Genomic DNA, 20248 nt, shown 5'->3' with positions numbered 1-20248 from the left:
ACTTATAGGACTCCAGCCTTTTCCATGTCGCGGCGGAGAACCTCCAGCTGCGTCTCGTCCGCGGGGACGACAGGCAGGCGGGGGTCTCCGACCTCGATGCCCTGCAGGCGCAGGGCCGCTTTTGCAAATGTCACTCCACCGAGCGCAGCCTGCTGTCCGGCAAGCACGCTCATGGTGGTGGCGTTGATTTCCCGCGCGCGGGCGAGGTCGCCTTCCTCGAAGCTTGTCACCATTTCTCTCATCAAACCTGGGGCCGCGTGCCCGATCACGGAGATGACTCCGGTCGCGCCGACGGATAACCACGGCAGGTTGAGAACGTCGTCGCCAGAGTACCAGGCAAGGTCCGTCTCGTTAATAATCGCGGTCGCCTCAAGCACATCACCCTTGGCGTCCTTCACAGCCTTCACGGTCGGCAGCTCCGCCAGGGCACGGATTGTTTCACCCGCGATCGGGATACCGGAGCGGCCCGGGATGTCGTAGAGGCAGATCGGCAGGTCCGTCGCCTCGGCCACGGCTGTGAAGTGCTTGAGCAGTCCGGCCTGGGACGGCTTGGAGTAGTACGGCGTGACCACGAGCAGACTGTCGGCGCCGGCATCGCGGGAGGCTTCCGCCAGCGCAATGGTGGAACGCGTGTCGTTCGTGCCGGCACCCGCCATGATCTTGACGCGGTCGCCGAGTTCCTCGCGGACCGCCTTGATCAGCGAGATCTTCTCTTCCGCCGACGTGGTCGGGGACTCGCCGGTCGTGCCGCCGAGGATGAGAGAGTCGACACCGTTGTCGACGAGGTGGGCAGCCAACTTTCGCCCGGCTTCTAGATCGAGTTCACCGTTTCGGTCGAAAGGAGTGACCATTGCGACACCGACAGTGCCGAATTCTTCTGCACCGGTTTGTGCTTTCGTTGAAATGCCCATGGTTATCTAGGGTACATTCTCTTCCCTGTGAATCTGTGTAGCCCTATCCGGCGTAGGGGCTGGTTGCCATCACGGAGCCATCAGCGAGCGTGCTGATGAGAAAGTCGTCGAAAAGCGCGGGCGCTTGTTTCTTGAGTATCTCCAGGCAGGCCACGGCGAGTTCGCGGATCTCGATGTCCGCGTGCTCGCTGGCGCGGGCGGCGATGAATTCGCGCCACGCCCGGTAATTTCCGGTGACCACGAAGCGTGTCTCCGTGGCGTTCGGCAAGATCGCCCGCGCCGCCTGGCGCGCCTTCTTCTTGCGCAGCAGGGAGTTCGGCTCGGCGGCGAGGTTGTTCTCCAGCGCGTTGAGGAGCTCTTCGTAGACGAACCGCTGCTCGTCGACTGCCGCGAGGAACATGCGGGACAGGTCCTCGTCCTCCGCGATAACGTCGGGCACGACGACATCAGCTTCGCCCGCCGGGACGAAACGCTGCGACAGCTGGGAGAAAGAAAGGTGGCGGTGGCGCAGCAGCTCGTTGCCCGCCGCGCGCGACAGACCGCGGATGTAGAGCGTCGCGGTGGCGTGCTCGAGCAGCGCGTCGTGGCCTACCTCGAGAATATGGCGCAGGTACGCCTCGTTGCCCGCGGTGTGCGGGTTCGGTTTATCGAAGGTCTCGTAGCAGGCGCGCCCCGCAAACTCGACGAGCGCCTCCGCGTCGGTGGCCGCCGAGTCCTGTTCCCAGTCCACGTCCGCGGGTGCCGCAAAGGAGGTCGCGGCGACGAGTTGGACATCGAGCTTCTTCTTTTGCGTCATTTACAGGCCCAGGTAGCTGTCCAGCCCGATGGTCAAGCCGGGGTTATCGGCGACCTGGCGCACACCGGTGAGCACACCCGGGACGAAGGAGTCGCGGCCGTAGGAGTCCTGACGGATTGTCAACGACTGATCGGTGGTGCCGAAGATGATCTCCTCGTGCGCGACCATGCCCTGCATGCGCACGGCGTGGACCTTCACGCCGTCCACGTCTGCGCCGCGGGAGCCGTCGAGAGCCTGCTCCGTGGCGTCCGGCATCGCGCCCTTATTCGCTTCTCGACGAGCTTCCGCGATCCCCTGCGCCGTCTTCACTGCCGTGCCGGACGGCGCGTCGAGCTTATTCGGGTGGTGGTACTCGACGACCTCGGCGGACTCGAAGAACGGTGCCGCCTGCCGCGCGAAGGCCATGGCGAGCACCGCCGAAATTGCGAAATTCGGTGCGATGAGCACACCGACATTACTGTTCGCCGCACACCAGTCGCGCACCTGCTGGTAGCGCGACTCATCGAAGCCGGTAGTGCCCACGACGGCATGGATGCCGTTGTTGATGCAGAACTCCAAGTTGTCCATGACGGCGGCCGGGGTGGTGAAGTCCACGACGACATCCGCCCCCTTTTCGACGAGCAGGTCCAACGAATCGGATGCGTTAACTTCAGCGACGAGTTCCAGATCCTCCGCGGCGTTGACTCCCGCTACCACTGCCGAGCCCACACGGCCCTTCGCGCCTAGTACTCCGACCTTGATAGCCATGATCCGCCTTCCTGCCGGCTGCGGCACCGGCAATTTCGTTTTCAGTTTCTACAGTTTCTTCAGTTTCCGAAGTGATTGTCGTGTCCTCCACCATAGCGCCGCGGGTGCGCAACGCTGGCGGCTGCTCCCCTCCCTTGCACATCGGGCTTGTCGCTGGTCGCGCGGGCGCTTTTGCCCAGATAGACTGGAACACATGAAACTCAAGTCACTTCAGGCAACAGCTGTCACAGTCGCCGCGGGTTTCGCTCTGGCCAGTTGCGCCGGCGGCGACATCGACGAGCCGGCGATGACCGAGCACGGGCCTTCCAGCGGGACGACCACTGCCACATCGACTGAGTCCCAGGAAAAGACCGAAGCGTCGACAAGCAACGACACCCGCGCGGCCGCCGCTGTCGAGGAGCAGCCGGCCGCCGACGGCTTCAGCACCGAGCCGACCGACACCCTCGGCGATCACGGCCCCGGCGGACAGCTGCGAACCACCGACATCCGCGCCGGCTCCCACGACGGCTTCGACCGCGTTGTTTTCGAATTCGAAGGCGAGGGTCTTCCCACCTACAACGCCGCGTACACGAACGAACCGCGCGAGCAGGGCTCCGGCTTCCCCATGGAATTCCCCGGCGCCACGGCACTAGAGCTCTTTGTCCACGGCACATCCCTGGACATGGACCCGGACGCGAAATACGCCTCCGACACGAACCTCGGTCTGAACACCGGAAATATCGCAGACGTCGTCTACGGCGGCACCTTCGAGGCGGACTCGCACTACCTGGTCGGCCTGGACTCTAAGCGACCGTACAAGGCGTACGTCCTCGAGAACCCGACGCGCCTCGTCGTCGACATCCAGAAATAGACGGCGCCCAGGGGATGACCGAGATGCCTTCCACTCCTGGAGCACCGACCGCCCGCGGCACCGCTGCCTCGTGGGTGGCGGTCGTCCTCCTCGTCGTAGCCTCGGCGGCAGATGCGCTCCTCGCGCACGCCCGCTCCGGCGGGGCGAACGATATTTCCGGCCCGGTGATCCAGGACATCACCATCACGGGCATGAAATTCTCACCGGCGCAGGTGGAGGTCGACCCCTCCACCCCGGTTGTTTTGAGGATCACCAACAACGACGACCGCAGCCACGACCTGAAAATCGGCACGGAATACTCCGGTATCATTCCAGCGAAAAAGACGGTCGTTCACGACTTCGGTACCTTCACCAGCAGCACGCAGGGCTGGTGCACCATGGCGTCGCATAAATCCCGCGGCATGGTCTACGACGTCACGGTGACCGGCTAGAACATCCCCACTAGACCCGTCCGCCGGACTGTGCCGCAATCACCCGGCGTTGCGCCCGCACAGCGCGGACCATGAGGGGAAGGAACGCGACCAGGCACCCGCACGCGATCAAGCTGCACACAATCCGCGCCAGCGACGACGGCGCGAAGAGCCAACCGAGCACTGCACAATTGAATGCCGCCGCGCGGAAGATCCCGGCACGGTTGAGTTCCGCCAGTCCCGCCTGCGTAGCGGCCGGACCGCCGCCAATCGTCGTGGGCATCAGGTAGCTCATCGTCCCGATGAGAAGCTGCGCGGCGAACCCGGCGAGGAGAGGAAGGGTGGGAGGAACGAGGGCATCGAGGGGGCCGTCGATAAGCAACGCAGACGTCCCGAAGCTCACCAGCGCGGCGACGAGCCACACGACGGCGAGCAAGGCGGACATGCCCGGATATGTGAAGCGGTCGCGCGTGGCGGAAGAAAAGACTCCCGCGCACCACGTCTGGAGCGCCCAGGCCCACGCCGCCGCGTAGACAATCACACCGGAGCCAAGGACGACACCGCTGCCCGACAGTGCGCCCGCGGCGGCGACGAGCAAGCCCGCACCCATGATGCACAGCACAGAACGCTGGTGCGCGAGCACTGCTTTCATCCGCCACATGGCGGGCAACAGCACAACAAGCGACGACATCGCGGCGAATCCCACGAAGCCGCCGATATTAGCCAATAGGTGCGCCAGCAAAACCCGCTGCTGCCATCCGTTGCGCAGATCCATCGCCAGCGCCGCGCCGAAGCAGGCACCGATAACGAGGCTCCCGCTGCAGACGACGTACCCCCACACGACGGGACGGAAACGCTTAGCGGGATCAGAAGCGGCGACCTGCTTGCCGACGCTCACTGCATGCCACCCAACAGCACCCACCACGAACGCGGCACCGCAGCCCGTGATGATCCAGTTCCAGTCCTCGCCGCCGAACAGGTGCCCGAGGAGGACAGCCGCGACTCCGATGTTGAGCAGACGGGAGCGGGCCAACTGGTACCGGCGCGCCGAGTCCGGCAGCTTCGCCTGGAGGAAACGTTCCGTGAGGTTCTGGGACCACACCATGATGGCGTTGGTGAGAATGCCCAGAGTGAAGATGTGGATGAGCACCAAGCGCGGCTCAGGCAGCAGTGTGTGCACAAGCCCGACAAGGATGAAAACCCCCATCCACACCGAGACCGGGCGCGACACCTTGCGGTGCCACACCCGCGGATCCCAGCGTGAACGCGGGTCTTTTAGAGCTGTGCTCCCCTGCGGAACGAAACGGTTACTCGTTGTCCTCATCCTCGTTGACTGGGACGAGCGAGATCTTGCCGCGGTTGTCGATGTCGGCGATTTCGACCTCGATCTTGTCGCCGACGTTCACAACGTCCTCGACATTCTCGATGCGCTTGTTGCCGCCCAGCTTGGAGATGTGCACCAAGCCGTCGCGGCCCGGAGTCAAAGAGACGAACGCGCCGAAGGCGACGGTCTTGACCACGGTGCCCAAGTAGCGCTCCCCGACCTTCGGCTGCTGCGGGTTGGCGATGGCGTTGATCTTCTCGATCGCCGCATCTGCACCTTCGCCCGTGGCGGCGGCGACGTAAATGGTGCCGTCGTCCTCGATGGAGATGTCCGCGCCGGTCTCTTCGGTGATCTGGTTGATGGTCTTGCCCTTCGGGCCGATGACCTCGCCGATCTTGGATACCGGGACGTGGACGGTGGTGATCTTCGGGGCGAGCGGGTTCATCTCGTCCGGCCCCTCGATGACCTCTGCCATGGTGTCCAGGATCGTGGCGCGGGCGTCCTTCGCCTGCGTAAGGGCATTAGCCAGGACGTCAGACGGGATGCCGTCGAGCTTGGTGTCCAACTGCAGCGCGGTAATGAACTCGGACGTGCCGGCGACCTTGAAGTCCATGTCGCCGAACGCATCCTCAGCACCGAGGATGTCGGTCAGGGCGACGTACTTGGTCTCGCCGTCGACCTCACCGGAGACCAGTCCCATGGCGATGCCGGCGACCGGCGCCGCGAGCGGAACACCAGCGTTGTACAGCGACAGAGTCGAGGCGCACACGGAGCCCATCGAGGTCGAGCCATTGGAGCCGAGCGCCTCGGAGACCTGACGGATCGTGTACGGGAAGTCCTCCTTGGACGGGATCACCGGCAAAAGGGCGCGCTCCGCAAGCGCACCGTGGCCGATCTCGCGGCGCTTCGGGGAACCGACGCGGCCTGTCTCACCCGTGGAGTACGGCGGGAAGTTGTAGTGGTGGATGTAGTGCTTGGAGGTCTCCGGGTGGAGGGAGTCCAGCTGCTGCTCCATCTTCAGCATGTCCAGGGTGGTCACGCCGAGAATCTGGGTCTCGCCGCGCTCGAACAGGGAGGAGCCGTGGGCGCGCGGAACCAGTTCGACCTCGACGCCGAGGTCGCGAATGTCGGTGACCCCGCGGCCGTCGATACGGAAGCCCTCGGTGAGGATCTTGGTGCGCACGATCTGCTTCATCACCGCGTTGTACGCGGCGCGGATCTCCTTGGACGCGTCCTCGTCGTCCTCCACCGGCAGGGAGTCAAGCAGGTCCGCCTCGATCTCCTCCATGTAGGCGTTGGTAGCGTCGTCGCGCTCGGCCTTGCCTTTGATGGTGAGCAGCGTGGACAGCTTCTTGGACGCCTTCTTCTCCACGGCGTCGAAGATCTCGTCGCTGTACGACGGGAAGAGCGGGAACTCCTGGGTTTCCTTGGCGGTCCGCTCGGCAAGGCCATTCTGGGCCTCGCACAGCGTCTTGATGAACGGCTTCGCGGCTTCAAGGCCTTCAGCGACCGTGGACTCGGTCGGGACCGGCGCACCATCCTCGACAAGCTTGACGACGTTCACGCCTGCGCCCGCCTCGACCATCATGATCGCGACGTCCTCGACCTTCTTGCGGCCCTGCTTCTTCTCCACGATGCGGCCGGCGACCACCATCTCGAAGACGGCCTGCTCGTGCTGCTCGTGGTTCGGGAATGCGACCCACTGGCCGTCCGGGTGGTCCTCGTCGGCGATGAGCGCCATGCGCACGCCGCCGACAGCGCCGGAAACCGGCAGGCCCGACAGTTGCGTGGCCGCGGAGGCGCCGTTGATGGCCACGACGTCGTAGTACTCCTCCGGGTCCCAGCTCATCACGGTGATGACGACCTGGACCTCGTTGCGCAGACCCTTCACGAAGGTCGGGCGCAGCGGCCGGTCGATGAGGCGACACGCCAGGATCGCTTGTGTGGACGGACGGCCCTCGCGGCGGAAGAACGAGCCAGGGATCTTGCCGGCGGCATACATGCGCTCCTCGACGTCGACCGTGAGCGGGAAGAAGTCGAAGCCTTCGCGCGGCTGATTCGACGCGGTCGTCGTGGCCAGCAGCATGGTCTCATCGTCGAGGTAGGTGGTCACCGCGCCGTCGGCCTGGCGAGCGAGCTGACCGGTCTCGAACCGGACGGTGCGCTCGCCGAAGTCGCCGTTGTCCAGCACGGCAACTGCGTCGGTGATGCCGAAATCTTCGTCAATATTGAATTCGACGGAATTGTCCGGGGTGTGGGGTTGGTTCTTGCTCAACAGATCCCTTTCTGGGGTTCTCGTTCAAAGTGGCGATCATCGGTGCCGCCGTCGATGGTTTCTAGGTGCAACAACCAGGCATGCTACCAGCAGGCATAGAAAAATGCCCAGTTCATCCGTGGGGATGAACTGGGCATTGCCCGGCTACGCGGCGAGTCCGACGGACTCGAGTTCCTGCATCACGCTGTCGAGCTCGCCGACACTCGGGGCGTAGCGCATCACGTCGGTGAATGCTTCCATCGCCGCTGCCGCGGTCGCGGGAGTCTGCCCCGAGTCGATCAGGTGGGCGACGACGTCCGGAGCGCCGATGCCACCACCGGTGAGGACGCGACTGTCAGCCGGTGCCAGTACTCCGAGCGCAGTGGCATCGACGGGATGCTTGAACATGTTGGTGAACTTCATGGTGCTCCTTTCGTGCGAATCGTTCGTCCGCAATCAATGAGGAGCCAGTTTACCTTGAGTTCACCTTTGGTTCATAATCGTGTTGTTTTCAGATCCGCGCAGGCGGTCTACACGCCCTTGCCGCCGGTGCCGAAGAGATCGATGCCGAAGGTGCTGGAGATGCGCCCCTGGGCGATCCAGAGAATGCCCACGATGAGGGCGACGATGATGATGCCGAAGAAGATCCAAGCCACGACCTTGTTCGGCGAGCTGCCGTCCGAGGAGTCCTTGTGGGGCACCGCGAAGCGCACACCGAGCGCGAAGAGGATCGGCAAACCGGCTCCGAGGATCAGGCCACCGAGCGTGACCTGGAAGAGGGATTGAAGCAGTTCCATGTCGTATTCCTTTGATGTCTCTCGTTACTTGTTAACAGTGGCAGCCGCCTAGTGGCGCGGTGTGTTTCCGTCGGAGCCGGCGACGGACGATCCGCCCGTCTCCCCCGACAGGTTCTCTCCGGTGGCCCAGCCGCCGCGGCTGGTGTCCACGAAGTCCGCGGGTTCGCCGGAGTCGCGGCGGGGCGCCGGTGCGCCGGCGCCGACCTTCTCGCGGTTGGCCTCGTCCGCTGCCTTGGCATCGGCTTCGGTGTCAGGCGTGCCGTCGTCGTCCCAGTCGTCATTGACGTTGTCGGAGTGGATCGGGTTCTGGTGAGCGCGGTGCAGCATGTACAAGACGAGGGCCGCGAGGACAACGATGGAGAAGATTGCGCCCCCGAGCGGGCCCGTGGCGTTGGAGAGCTGCTCGGAAATCCAGAAGAGTACGCCCGCCACGAATGCGGCGATCGGCAATGTGGTGACCCAGGCGATCGCCATACGTCCTGCGACGTTCCAGCGGACCTCAGCGCCCTTCTTGCCGATGCCGGTGCCCAGGATCGAGCCAGTTGCGACGTGGGTGGTCGACAGCGCCATGCCCAGGTGGGAAGACGACAGGATAATCACGGCGGACGCGGTCTCCGCGGCCATGCCCTGCGGCGAAGAGATCTCCACGAGCCCCTTGCCCAGGGTGCGGATCACGCGCCAGCCGCCCGAGTAGGTGCCCAACGCAATCGCGGTGGCGCAGGCGAGGGTCACCCACAGCGGCATATCTGCGGAGTCCTCGAGGTGGCCGGTGGCCACCAGAGCTAGGAAGATCACGCCCATCGTCTTCTGGGCGTCCGAGGTGCCGTGGGCGAGAGCCACCAGCGATGCGGAGCCGATCTGGCCCCAACGGAAGTAGTTGTCGCGCTCCTTCTCGCGCAGCTGGGAGGTGAAAAAGTACACACCTGCCGTGCCGCACGCGGCGACAAGCGCCGCCACAACTGGGGCGGCGAGCGCCGGAACGATGATCTTGTCCAGCACGCCGTTCCACAGAACACCGCCGAAGCCCATCGCGCCGATCGCGGCACCGATGAGGCCGCCGAACAGGGAGTGCGAGGACGAGGACGGAATGCCGAACAACCAGGTGAACAAATTCCAGAGAATGCCGCCGATCAAACCACACAGCACAATCAACAGCAATGTGTCGGCTTGGGCATTGTCGCTCAAATCGAATTCATCGAGTTTGACGATGCCCTTGGCCACCGTCTTCGCCACCTCCACGGAGATGAAGGCACCCACGAAGTTCAGGCAGCCAGCGAGGATCACGGCCGTCTTGGGCCTCAGGGCGCCAGTCGCGATCGATGTCGCCATGGCGTTCGCGGTGTCGTGGAAACCGTTGGTGAAGTCGAATGCTAGGGCGGTAACAATGATGATCAGCAGCAGGATCAGCTCGGTTGTCATGCTCGTGAGTATCCTCCTCCACCCACTGCCGCGCTAACCCAAATGCGGGCCACAAAGCGCTTTCCCTAGACAAAGTATCACCCTGACCTGCGCACATGAACAACACGTGTCGCCCATGATTCACCGAGATTTAAGAAAAAGGCATGAAAAAACGGCCACCGGAGAGCACCGGTGGCCGTCGAAAAGCGCCGTAGCTTATCGACGCAGACCCAGGCGGGCGATGAGCTCACGGTAACGCTCAACGTTGTTCTCTCGCAGGTACTTCAGCAGACCGCGACGACGGCCGACGAGCAGCAGCAGGCCACGACGGGAGTGGTGGTCGTGCTTGTGGTCCTTGAGGTGCTCGGTCAGGTTGTTGATGCGCTCGGTGAGGAGGGCAACCTGGGCCTCCGGGGAGCCGGTGTCGGTCTCGTGCAGACCGTACTCCTTGAGGATCTCGGCCTTCTTCTCGGTGGACAGAGCCATGATTCAATCTCCTTGTTTATTTCAGTTCGCATTCTGCGGATCTTCCAGAAGACTGGAAGCGGTGCGGGCGACTGCTGCGAACCACAGTCCTCCACGGTTGAGCGCATGGGCGCCCGTAACCGGTGCCGTTACCGAGAAAGTCATGCTAGCTCACCTGGCGCCGCAACTGTTAATTACGGCGGCCTGGGTTACGCGTTCTTGGCGGCGAGGTCGGTCAGGCGGCGCATGAACTCCTCGAGGAAGCGCTGCTTGTCCACTCCGACGGCCACTTTGGCGGTCTTCTCTTCGTCGTTGAGGCGGTTCTCGTCGCCGATGGTGCGGCCGCGGGTCTCACCCTCGGTGTCGACCTTGAGGTTGATGTCCAGCGTGTCCACGAGCGTCGGGTCGATGGCGACTCCGACTGCGAGCGGGTCGTGGAGGCCGCAGCCGCCGAGGTGCGGGGCTGTTGTCTTGTAGGCGTCGATGTAGTAGTTCGTGGCCGCAGCCAGGAAATCGCCGCCCGGGGTGCCCAGCGCTTCCCACTTGGCGGTCTCCTCGACCGTGAGCAGCGTCTGCAGGGTGACATCCAGGCCGATCATGGTGATGTCCTTGAGGCGCCGGAAGATCGCGTCGGTCGCCTCCGGGTCCTGGTTGACATTCGCCTCCGCCCACGGGGAGACGTTGCCGGGGACGGTGAGCGCGCCGCCCATCATGACGATGTGGGCGTTGTCGGCGAAGGTCTCGCTGACCTTGGTTGCGGCGGCGATGGTGGTGGACGGGCCGGTGGGGACGATGACGAGCTCGTCGCCGTATTTCTCCACGGACTCGACGAGGAAGTCCACCGCGGACTTTGTCTCGACAGCGCGCTGCGGCTCCGGCAGCTGCGCCTCGCCGATGCCGTTCTTGCCGTGGATGAACGCGGAGATCTCCAGGACCTCGAAAGAGTCTTTAGCGCTGGCGTGGCCGGGGCCGGCGAAGACCGGGATGTCGGTGCGTCCGAAGAGCTCGAGGATGGCCAGTGTGTTGCGCACTCCGGTTTCCACGAGCACATTGCCGTAGGTGCCGGTCACGCCGATCAGGTCAACTTCCTCGGAGCCGAGGGCGTAGGCGAGAGCGAGGGCATCGTCGATGCCGGTGTCCAGATCCAGAATCATTTTGCGTGTCATGGCACACCACACTAGCCCGTGAACGGACCGGGACCGCGACCGCGGTCTCAGGACAGGATCTCGCGGACCCTGGCGACATCGCGGGCCATGTTCTCCAGCAGTTCGTCGACGGAATCGAATTTGACCATGTCGCGCACCTTGGCGATGAACTCCACGCGGGCGGTGCGGCCGTACAGTTCGGCGTCGCGGTCGAGGACGAATGACTCGATGCTGCGGCGGTGGTCTCCGAAGGTCGGGTTCGTGCCCACGGAAATGGCCGCCGGGTAGCGGATGCCGGGTTCCATGTCCCCCTGGATCGGACCGAGGGATCCGCCGCCGTCTTCGGGCAGCACCGTGAACCAGCCGGCGTAGACCCCGTCGGCCGGGACGGCGTCTGTGTCGGCGGCGTACTGGTTCGCCGTGGGGTAGCCCAATTCCCTACCGCCGCGGCCAGCGCCGCGCTCGACCTCGGCGGTGACGGAGAATACGCGACCCAGGAATTCGGAGGCCTGGGCCACGTCGCCGCCACGGAGGGCATCACGGATGGCGGTGGAGCAGACGCGCTCTGTGCCGTCGAAAAGCAGCGAGACGACATCGACGTTCACGCCGTACTTCTCACCTAGGGCGAGCATTGTCTGCGCGGTGCCTGATGCGCCGGCGCCGAAGGTGAAGTTCTCCCCCACCACCACGCGCGACGCGTGCAGAGTGTCCACGATGACGGAGCGGAAATAATCCTCGGGGCTCTCCCCCGCGAGCTCCTTGGTGAAATCGATGACCAGCAGGTGGTCGACACCGAGCTCGGCGATCAGACGGGCGCGCTCCGCCAGCGGCAGCAACGTGTCCGGGGTGTGCTCGGGCGCGAAGATCTTCACCGGGTGCGGGTCGAAGGTCATCACGACGCATTCCACTCCCGCTTCATGGGCGAGCTTCACGGCGCGACGGATGAGTTTCTGGTGGCCGCGGTGCACGCCGTCGAAGACACCGATGGTGACGACGGGGTCGTGCATGTCGGCGGGAACACGGCCGAGCCCAGACAAAATATCCACGGTCGAAAGAGTAGTGCATAGTGTGGTGACTATGAACGTGGGCCAAACTGCAGATCCGCTTTCCACCTCGGGCGTGGTGGTCGTCGATAAGCCTGCCGGCATGACCAGCCACGATGTCGTCGCGCGTCTGCGTCGCATCTTCGGCACCCGCAAAGTCGGGCACGCCGGCACGCTCGACCCTATGGCGACGGGGGTGCTCGTGGCGGGCATCGAGCGCGGGACGAAATTGCTCACTCACCTCGTGGCCGACGACAAGGTTTATTCGGCGACGATCCGTCTGGGCGCGACGACGAGCACGGACGATGCAGAGGGCGAGGTCGTCGCGGAACCCGGTGCCGCGCATATCACCGATGACCAGGTCATGGCCCAGGTCGCCGCACTGACCGGCGAGATCATGCAGGTGCCGGCGAAGGTCTCCGCGATCAAGATCGGCGGCAAGCGCGCGCACGAACTCGTGAGGGAGGGCAAGGAGGTGGAGATTCCGCCCCGGCCTGTGACTGTCTTCAGCTTCGCTGTTTCCGCGATCCGCCGGGAGGGAGACTTCGTCGACGTCGATGTGCGCGTGCACTGCTCGTCGGGCACCTATATCCGGTCGCTGGCGCGCGACATGGGTGAAGCACTCGGGGTGGGCGGTCACCTGACGGCACTGCGCCGCGAGGCGTCGGGGCCGTTCACGCTTGCGCACGCGCGCACCCTCGACGAACTCGAGGACAACGCAGCGTTGTCGCTCACCCTCGATGAGGCGCTCACCGCCGCGTGGCCCACACTCGAAGTCACCGCCGACGAGTACGCCGCGCTCGCGATGGGCAAATGGCTCACGCCGCGAGGGCTCACAGGCGTCCACGTCGCTGTGGGACCGGATGGGCGCGCCGTCGCGCTCGTCAAGGAAAAGGGTTCCCGCTTATCGACGACGTTCGTCGCCCGCCCCTCCACCCTCTAGCCCGCGGGCGGAGCTGGACCGGATGAATGTCGCCGCGCAGACATAACCGGCGCGGACCATCCACCTGCCCTCGATGAACGGCACCGGTGTCGGCCGTACGAGCAAGTAGGCGATGAATGTGCCGTCGGGGCGGATATCGATCTCCGCGTCCTCGAAGCCCAGCCACCTCATCGTTATCGGGAACCACGCCTTGTAGGTAGCCTCCTTAGCACAGAACAGCAGGCGGTCCGCCCAGTCGTTGCCCGCGGCCTTCTGCACGTCCACCCAGTGACGCTCCGGGGAACGCGCGATCTGGTCGAGCACGCCTTCCGGCAGAGACTGAGCTGGCTCCGCGTCGATTCCCACTGAGCGCAGCGCGTCCGTCGGCGCCGCGACTGCGATGCGCAGCCCATCCGTGTGGGTCAACGATCCGGTGTAGCCCTCCGGCCACAACGGCATGCCTTTCTCCCCTTTCAGGATCGCGCTGGCGGAGTTCATGCCTAGCTCCCGCAGCGCCTGGTGCGCGCACCAGCGCGCGTCGCCGAACTCTCCTTTGCGGTTGTCCACCGCCCGGCTGACCACCACGCGTTCGGCCGGGTGCAGGTCGTTGTAGTTCGTCAGGTCCGCATTCGCATCCGTGCGCAGGAACACCACCCGCGCGGGGGCCGGAAACAGCTTTTCGACGATCACTGCTCCACCTCCATCACCGCCCGCGGCCAGGCCGGCGGATTAGTGCGCCGCGTCCATTCGTCCGGGTACCCGAGGGAGACCTCGATGTGGTCCACGCCATCAATCTTCTGCACCCCCGGCATGTGCAGGTGACCGTAGATGACTGCCTCGGCGTTGTAGCGCGTCGCCCAACCGCGGGTGTGCCTCGTGCCGCACCACAGGGCCACTTCGCGCCACCACATCTTGTCCGTCGGTTCCTGCACCAGCGGCCAGTGGTTGATCAGGATCGTCGGCCCCTCAATGCGTGAGAGCCTGCGCGTCGAGTACGCCAGGCGATCCCAGCACCACGCGCGGATATCGGCGAAGGGGGCGATGGCCACCTCGTCGGTGAACACGATCTCTTTGTCCCGCGCTGAGGCCAGCGCCTGCTCCACCGTGGTCGTGGGGACGCGGAAAGAGTAGTCGTACAGGGTGAACAGCGGCACGAGAGTCACCCCGCCGAAGACCGGGTAGGGATCCTCCGGGGTGATCACCCCGAGGCCGCGCAGCCGGTTGACCAGGTCGGTGTATTTCTCGCGCCCCCTGTAGCGGTCCGTGCTCCGCGCGAAGAGCTCGTGGTTGCCCGGAACCCAGATCACCGTGTCGAAACGCTGCGCCAGCGTCGCCATGATCTTGACCACGAGCTCGGTGCGCTCCGCCACGTCCCCGGCCACGATGAGCCAGTCCGACGGGTCGGCCGGCACAATCTCGTCGACGCGCGGACGGTTCGCCTTCACAGCCGCGTGAAGGTCGGAAACAGCCCACAGTGTCGTCGTCATGATTCCTTCCTAGCCTTCCTAGCCTTCCGCGCCGTCCACCCGTGCCCAGCGCATGGAGGAGAACCGCCACACGTCACCGGCCAGGCGGATCACGATCATCGCGGCCAGGCCGCACCAGATGCCCGTGAGTCCCGTACCCGCCCAGTAGGCGATGGCGATGCCGGGCAAAAAGCCCAGCAGCACCGAACTCAACGTCAACGTGCGCAGGAACGCCGCGTCGCTGGCGCCCAGCAGCACACCGTCCAGGGCGAAGAGCACACCGCCCGCGGCGATCATGGCGATCAGCAGCCACCACGGCCACGCCATCGCGTCCAGCACCGCCTCATCGGTGGTGAACAGCCGCCGGATCAGCGGCCCGCCCACCGCGAAGATGCCCGCCAGGGTCAACGCGAACCACAGCGACAGGCGGGTGACTTTCTCCCCGACGGCGCGGGCTTCATCGATGCGCCCGGTCCCCAACGCCGAACCTGTCAACGTCTGCGCCGCGATGGCGAGCGAGTCGAGCACGAGGGTGAGGAAGTTCCACAGCTGCAGCATCACCTGGTGCGCCGCGAGAGCCGCTACGCTCACCCGGCCCGCCACCGCCGCCGCAGAAATGAAGGCCACCTGGAACGACAACGACCGCAAGATCAGGTCGCGGCCGAGCACAAGCTGCTGGGCAATCACCTTCCGGTCCGGGCGCCACGACCCCTTGTGCACGTGAATCAGCGCCCACAAGAACCCCGCAGCGGTGAGTCCCATACCGATGACGTTGGCCACCGCAGAGCCCACCAGACCGAACCGCGCCACCAGGAACGGCAGCGCCACCGCGCCGGGGACCAGCCCGCACAGCGTCAAATAGAACGGCAGTTTGGTGTTCTGGACGCCTCGTAACCAGCCGTTGCCGGCCATGATGATCAGCGTCAGCGGAATCGCCAGCGCCGCCACCCGCATCCAGCTCACCGCCATGTCGGCGGTGGCCGGGTCGTTGGTCAGGAAGAGCGCGATCGGGTGGGCAAACAACCACACCAGCGTTGCCAGCAGCACACCGACGACGACAGCCACCCACGTGGCTTGGACGCCCTCCGCGATCGCACGGTCTGTCTTGTCCGCCCCGTAGAACCGGGAGGAGCGCGCTGTCGTGCCGTACGACAGGAACGTCAACTGCGTGGTCACCGTCGACTGCACCGTCGCACCCGCCGCGAGCGCCGCAAGTTCACCCGCGCCGAGCCGTCCGATGACGGCCGTGTCCAGCAGCAGGTACAGCGGATTCGCCGCCAGCACGCCGAGCGCGGGCAATGCGAGCGCCAGCACCCGCCGAAAATTCACCGTCACGGCGCAGACACCATCTCAGCGACTGTGCGCCGCAACTCCACGATGGCGTCGGACACCGGACCTGCGACGGAGTACCCGGCAGCCGGGATATGCCCGCCACCGCCGTACACGGCGGCGACCTCCGCGACATTCACCACAGTGGAACGCAGGGAGACCGACCAGTAGCCCGGGTGGATCTCCTTGAACACCACTCCGATATCGCTCCCCGTCAGCGCGCGGGAGTACTCGATGATGGATTCCACCGCCGTCTGGTTCATGCCCGAAAGGTGGGCGTCGTCGATGCGCAGGACCGACATGGTGAGCGAGCCCGCAGTCAGCGTCTGCATCCCGGCCATGACTTCGCCCATGAGCTTCAGGTCGTCGGCGGAGACCGCATCCATCAAGTCCATGCCCGCCGAACGCGGCTCGACCCCGCTATCCAGCAGTTCCGCCGCCAGGCGGTGCATGCGCGGGGTGCCCCAGCGGAAGCTGCCGGTGTCGGTGACCAGGCCAGCGTACAGGCAGTACGCGATTTCAGGCGTGAGACCGACTCCCAGGTAGCTCATCAGCTCGCGAATAATCACCGTCGTAGATTCCGACGGCAGGATCAGGTTCATCCCGCCGAAGCCCGGGTTCGACGCGTGGTGGTCGATCACGATCACCCGCGACGGGTCCGCCTCCAGGTCCGCACGGAAACGGCCGGTGCGGTCCACCGAAGCGCAGTCCGTTGTCACCACCAGGCCGTCCGCGGGCAGCTCCTCGCCGAGCACGATCTCATCGACCCCCGGGATGGTGGCGAGGTTTTCCGGCCACGGCTCGTTCTGCCCGATGAGCACATCCACCGTGATGCCCAGCGAACGCAACACGATCGCCAGCGCCGAAGCCGAACCCACCGCGTCCGCATCAGGGCGGATATGGGTGACAACGTGAACGACATCGGCGGCTTTCAGGCGCTGCGCCACTGCCTCGAATTCGCCCTCGCCCGGGGCGAAGAGATTGGCCGGGGACGTCATCTACTCATCCCTCGTCTTGTACGGGTCCGCGTCGCCCGCCGGGGTCGCGTTCTTCTTCAGCTCCGCGAGCTCCTCGTCGCGCGCACGGGCGCGCGCCAACAGCTCCTCCATGCGTGCCGACGCTTCCGGCACCGTATCCAGTTCGAAGCTCAACGTCGGAGTGAACCGGACCCCTAGCTCATCACCCATGATCTTGCGGAGCTGGCCGCGGGCGCGGTGGAGGGCCTCCGCCGCCTGGTCCAGGTCGGGCTCATCGTCTATATCGGCGCCGCGAACCGTGTAGTACACGGTCGCGTCGTGCAGGTCGCCGGTGACGCGCACATCGGTGACCGTGACCAGTTCCAACCGGCGGTCCTTGATCTGGCGCTCGATAGCGCTCGCCACAATCGTCTGAATCCGTTTGGCCAAACGCTGCGCGCGGGTGTTATCAGCCACAGTGCTTCCCCTTCCTGCAATCCAAAAATCAGCTTCCCTAGTGTAGCGCCCCTCACTAACGCCCACGCCCCGCGGGCAGAAGCCAGCGGGGCGTGGGCGGGATGTCAGTCCGTCGATAAGCGGTCACGCGTTAGCTGCGCGGTACCTCGACCATCTCGTAGACCTGGATCTCGTCGTCGACCTGGATGTCCGGGTACGACAGGACCATGCCGCATTCGTAACCCTTGTCCACCTCGGTGACATCGTCCTTCTCGCGGCGGAGCGAATCGATTGTCGCATCCGGCGTGACCACGTTGCCGTCGCGCACGAGGCGGACCTTCGCCCCGCGCTTGACCTTGCCGGACGTGACCATGCAACCCGCGATGAGGCCCACGGAGGACGCCTTGAAGATCTGTCGGATCTCGGCGGCACCGAGGTCGCGCTCCTCGTAGATGGGCTTGAGCATGCCCTTGAGCGCGGCCTCCATGTCGTCGATGACCTGGTAGATCACCGAGTAGTAGCGGATCTCCACGCCCTCTTCGTTGGCTTCCTCGGTGGCCTTGCCCTCGGATCGGACGTTGAAGGCGATGATCACCGCGTCGGAAGCGGCGGCCAGCGACACGTTGGTCTGGGTCACAGCACCGACACCGCGGTCGATGATGTTGACCTGCACCTCGTCGTCCACCTCGATCTTGAGCAGAGCCTCCTCGAGGGCCTCCACCGAACCGGCGTTGTCGCCCTTGAGGATGAGGTTGAGCGTGCTGGTCTCCTTGAGAGCCTGGTCCAGGTTCTCCAAGGAGACGCGCTTCTTCTTGCGCGCCTGCATCGCCGCACGCTGGCGCGCGTCACGCTGCGCCGCGATCTGGCGTGCCACACGGTCGTCCTCGACCACGAGCAGGTTGTCGCCCGGGCCCGGGACACCGTTGAGGCCCTGAACCTGAACCGGGCAGGACGGACCCGCCTCCTCGACGTCGTTGCCCCACTCGTCGATCATGCGGCGCACGCGGCCGAAGTTGCCGCCGACGACGATTGAGTCGCCGACACGCAGGGTGCCGCGCTGCACGATGACCGTGGAGACGGGGCCGCGGCCGCGGTCCAGGTGGGACTCGATGGCCAGGCCCTGGGCATCCATGTCCGGGTTCGCCGTCAGCTCGAGTGCCGCGTCCGCGGTGAGCAGGACAGCCTCGAGCAGGTCGTCAATGCCGGTGCCGTTCTTCGCCGAGATGTCGATGAACATGGTGTCGCCGCCGTACTCCTCCGGCACGAGTTCATACTCGGTGAGCTGGCCGCGGATCTTGTCCGGCTGCGCCTCCGGCTTATCCACCTTGTTCACCGCAACCACGATCGGCAGCCCCGCCGCCTTGGCGTGGTTGATCGCCTCGACGGTCTGCGGCATCACGCCGTCGTCCGCCGCGACCACGAGGATCGCCAGGTCGGTCGACTTGGCGCCGCGGGCACGCATAGCGGTGAACGCCTCGTGGCCCGGGGTATCCAGGAACGTGATCTTGCGCGGCTCGTCCTCGAGGGTGACCTCAGTCTGGTACGCACCGATGCCCTGAGTGATGCCGCCAGCCTCGCCGCGGCCCACGTTCGCGTTGCGGATCGAGTCCAGCAAGCGGGTCTTACCGTGGTCGACGTGGCCCATGACGGACACCACCGGCGGGCGCTGCTCGAGGGCTTCCTCGCCGCCTTCGTCCTCGCCGAACTGGAGGTCGAAGGATTCGAGCAGCTCGCGGTCTTCGTCCTCCGGCGAGACGATCTGCACTTCGTAGTTGATCTCGGCACCCAGCAGCTGCAGCGTCTCCTCCGAGACGGACTGCGTGGCGGTCACCATCTCGCCCAGGTTGAACAGAGCCTGGACGAGGTTCGATGCCTCGGTGCCGATCTTCTCAGCCAAGTCGGACAGGGTCGCACCCTGGCGCAGGCGCACGGTCTTACCGCCACCGTCCGGCAGACGCACACCACCGACGACATTCGGTGCGTGCATCTCCTCGTACTCGTGGCGCTTCTGGCGCTTGGACTTGCGTCCCTTGCCGGGCGCACCACCCGGACGGCCGAATGCGCCGGCCGTGCCGCCGCGGCGGCCGCCACGGCCGCGGAAACCGCCGCCCATCGGGCCGCGTCCGCGTCCACCTGGGCCACCCGGACCACCGCGACCGCGTCCGCCACCCTTGCGGCTAGCAGCGCGCGACGGCATCTGCGCCGGGTTCGGGTGGTTCGCCATGTCTGCGGGGCTCGGTGCTCCCGAACGGGAACCGCCGCCGGAACGCTGACCCTGGCCGCCCGGACGGGATGCCTGGTCGCCGCGGCGCTTCTGCGGGCCGCCTGCTCCACCGCGTCCACCCGGACGCGGTTGCGGCCGCGGGCCGCCGGAGTTGGAGGAAAACGGGTTGTTGGCCACGCGCGGGCGGCCGCCCGGCTTCGGCTTCGGGCGCGGCATGGGTGCGGCGCCGCCCTCGGAACCCGGCTTCGGCGCCGGCTTACCAGCGGGCTTGGGGCCCGGCTTGGCTGCGGCACCCGGCTTGGGGGCAGCGGGCTTGTTGGCGGCGGGCTTCGGACCCGGCTTGACCGCGGCACCCGGCTTGGGGGCAGCAGGCTTGTTCGCGGCGGGCTTCGGACCCGGCTTGACCGCGGCACCCGGCTTGGTGTCCCCGCCCTTCGAGGCCTCGCCGGCAGGCTTGGCGGCCGGCTTCGCCGCACCAGGTTTGGGGGCCGCCGGTTTCTTGGTGCCAGCCGCAGTCTTCTTCGCCGCAGCGGGCTTGGCGGTCTTTCCGGTCTTAGCCGCCTTTTCGTCCTTCGCACCGTTGCCGCGCTCTTCGTAGAGCGCCTTCATCTTCTTCACCACCGGGGGTTCGATGGTGGACGATGCGGTCTTGACGAACTCGCCTTCCTCTTTCAGGGTGGCGAGCAATTCCTTACTTGTTACGCCGAGCTGTTTTGCCAGTTCGTGAACGCGTAGCTTTCCGGACACGTATCTCC

20 protein-coding genes are annotated in these 20248 nt (G+C 65.5%); 3 read left to right on the top strand and 17 right to left on the bottom strand.

Features of this window, described 5'->3' with window-relative positions:
• Nucleotides 1-2: 2 nt before the first annotated feature.
• From dapA to dapB, 3 genes are read right to left on the bottom strand one after another with little or no spacing between them, the layout of a single operon-like run.
• A complete protein-coding gene (dapA, locus tag QYR03_RS01115) occupies nt 3-911 on the bottom strand; it encodes a 4-hydroxy-tetrahydrodipicolinate synthase (RefSeq protein WP_301712299.1) in 909 nt (302 codons plus the stop codon).
• 43 nt (nt 912-954) lie between these two features.
• Complete coding sequence (gene thyX / locus QYR03_RS01110) at nt 955-1707, bottom strand: FAD-dependent thymidylate synthase (protein ID WP_259848658.1); 753 nt, start codon at nt 1705-1707, stop codon at nt 955-957.
• On the bottom strand, nt 1708-2454 hold the full coding sequence (gene dapB, locus QYR03_RS01105) for a 4-hydroxy-tetrahydrodipicolinate reductase (RefSeq protein ID WP_301712298.1): 747 nt from the start codon (nt 2452-2454) through the stop codon (nt 1708-1710).
• Nucleotides 2455-2647: 193 nt separating this feature from the next.
• Between dapB and QYR03_RS01100 the strand changes: the two genes are divergently transcribed.
• Nucleotides 2648-3304, top strand: coding sequence for a hypothetical protein (locus QYR03_RS01100; protein WP_301712297.1), 657 nt, complete (start codon nt 2648-2650; stop codon nt 3302-3304).
• A 23-nt stretch (nt 3305-3327) separates the two neighbouring features.
• Nucleotides 3328-3735 (top strand): hypothetical protein, encoded by a 408-nt coding sequence (locus QYR03_RS01095; protein ID WP_301712296.1) that lies wholly within the window; start codon nt 3328-3330, stop codon nt 3733-3735.
• A gap of 10 nt (nt 3736-3745) precedes the next feature.
• On the opposite strand, the gene QYR03_RS01090 is transcribed toward QYR03_RS01095, so the two are convergent.
• The 8 genes from QYR03_RS01090 to QYR03_RS01055 all read right to left on the bottom strand — a co-directional run bounded on the left by QYR03_RS01090 (nt 3746) and on the right by QYR03_RS01055 (nt 12143).
• Nucleotides 3746-4921 carry a copper oxidase gene (locus QYR03_RS01090; protein WP_301712295.1) on the bottom strand — a complete coding sequence of 392 codons (1176 nt, stop codon included), beginning with the start codon at nt 4919-4921 and terminating at the stop codon, nt 3746-3748.
• A 100-nt stretch (nt 4922-5021) separates the two neighbouring features.
• Nucleotides 5022-7313, bottom strand: a complete 2292-nt coding sequence (locus QYR03_RS01085; RefSeq protein ID WP_301712294.1) for a polyribonucleotide nucleotidyltransferase — start codon at nt 7311-7313, stop codon at nt 5022-5024.
• A gap of 144 nt (nt 7314-7457) precedes the next feature.
• A complete protein-coding gene (locus QYR03_RS01080; protein ID WP_259848664.1) occupies nt 7458-7715 on the bottom strand; it encodes a hypothetical protein in 258 nt (85 codons plus the stop codon).
• A gap of 107 nt (nt 7716-7822) precedes the next feature.
• The gene (locus tag QYR03_RS01075; protein ID WP_259848665.1) at nt 7823-8089 is read right to left on the bottom strand and encodes a hypothetical protein; all 267 of its coding nucleotides are present in this window, start codon (nt 8087-8089) and stop codon (nt 7823-7825) included.
• Between the two features lie 48 nt (nt 8090-8137).
• Nucleotides 8138-9508: an inorganic phosphate transporter gene (locus tag QYR03_RS01070; RefSeq protein ID WP_301712293.1), complete on the bottom strand. Its 1371-nt coding sequence runs from the start codon at nt 9506-9508 to the stop codon at nt 8138-8140.
• Between the two features lie 195 nt (nt 9509-9703).
• On the bottom strand, nt 9704-9973 hold the full coding sequence (gene rpsO / locus QYR03_RS01065) for a 30S ribosomal protein S15 (RefSeq protein WP_259848667.1): 270 nt from the start codon (nt 9971-9973) through the stop codon (nt 9704-9706).
• A 188-nt stretch (nt 9974-10161) separates the two neighbouring features.
• Nucleotides 10162-11118, bottom strand: a complete 957-nt coding sequence (locus QYR03_RS01060) for a nucleoside hydrolase (RefSeq protein WP_259848668.1) — start codon at nt 11116-11118, stop codon at nt 10162-10164.
• Nucleotides 11119-11165: 47 nt separating this feature from the next.
• Nucleotides 11166-12143, bottom strand: a complete 978-nt coding sequence (locus tag QYR03_RS01055; protein WP_259848669.1) for a bifunctional riboflavin kinase/FAD synthetase — start codon at nt 12141-12143, stop codon at nt 11166-11168.
• Between the two features lie 31 nt (nt 12144-12174).
• Here QYR03_RS01055 and truB point away from each other — a divergent pair, with 31 nt between their 5' ends.
• On the top strand, nt 12175-13083 hold the full coding sequence (truB, locus tag QYR03_RS01050; protein WP_259848671.1) for a tRNA pseudouridine(55) synthase TruB: 909 nt from the start codon (nt 12175-12177) through the stop codon (nt 13081-13083).
• On the opposite strand, the gene QYR03_RS01045 is transcribed toward truB, so the two are convergent.
• From QYR03_RS01045 to infB, 6 genes are all read right to left on the bottom strand, one after another.
• Nucleotides 13045-13752, bottom strand: a complete 708-nt coding sequence (locus QYR03_RS01045; protein ID WP_259848672.1) for a 4'-phosphopantetheinyl transferase — start codon at nt 13750-13752, stop codon at nt 13045-13047. The genes truB and QYR03_RS01045 overlap by 39 nt on opposite strands.
• On the bottom strand, nt 13749-14549 hold the full coding sequence (locus tag QYR03_RS01040) for a metallophosphoesterase (RefSeq protein WP_259848673.1): 801 nt from the start codon (nt 14547-14549) through the stop codon (nt 13749-13751). The genes QYR03_RS01045 and QYR03_RS01040 overlap by 4 nt, the downstream gene beginning before the upstream one ends.
• 18 nt (nt 14550-14567) lie before the next feature.
• The gene (locus tag QYR03_RS01035; protein WP_259848674.1) at nt 14568-15863 is read right to left on the bottom strand and encodes an MATE family efflux transporter; all 1296 of its coding nucleotides are present in this window, start codon (nt 15861-15863) and stop codon (nt 14568-14570) included.
• The gene (locus tag QYR03_RS01030) at nt 15860-16855 is read right to left on the bottom strand and encodes a bifunctional oligoribonuclease/PAP phosphatase NrnA (protein ID WP_301712292.1); all 996 of its coding nucleotides are present in this window, start codon (nt 16853-16855) and stop codon (nt 15860-15862) included. The genes QYR03_RS01035 and QYR03_RS01030 overlap by 4 nt, the downstream gene beginning before the upstream one ends.
• The gene (gene rbfA, locus QYR03_RS01025) at nt 16856-17290 is read right to left on the bottom strand and encodes a 30S ribosome-binding factor RbfA (protein WP_259848676.1); all 435 of its coding nucleotides are present in this window, start codon (nt 17288-17290) and stop codon (nt 16856-16858) included.
• Between the two features lie 130 nt (nt 17291-17420).
• Nucleotides 17421-20240, bottom strand: a complete 2820-nt coding sequence (gene infB / locus QYR03_RS01020; RefSeq protein ID WP_301712291.1) for a translation initiation factor IF-2 — start codon at nt 20238-20240, stop codon at nt 17421-17423.
• Nucleotides 20241-20248: the final 8 nt, after the last annotated feature.

It is taken from the genome of Corynebacterium sp. P4-C1 (assembly GCF_030503595.1).
In the GTDB taxonomy this organism is placed as follows: domain Bacteria; phylum Actinomycetota; class Actinomycetes; order Mycobacteriales; family Mycobacteriaceae; genus Corynebacterium.
Note: the sequence above shows the minus strand (reverse complement) of the source record. Positions and strands in the feature narration are given on the sequence as shown.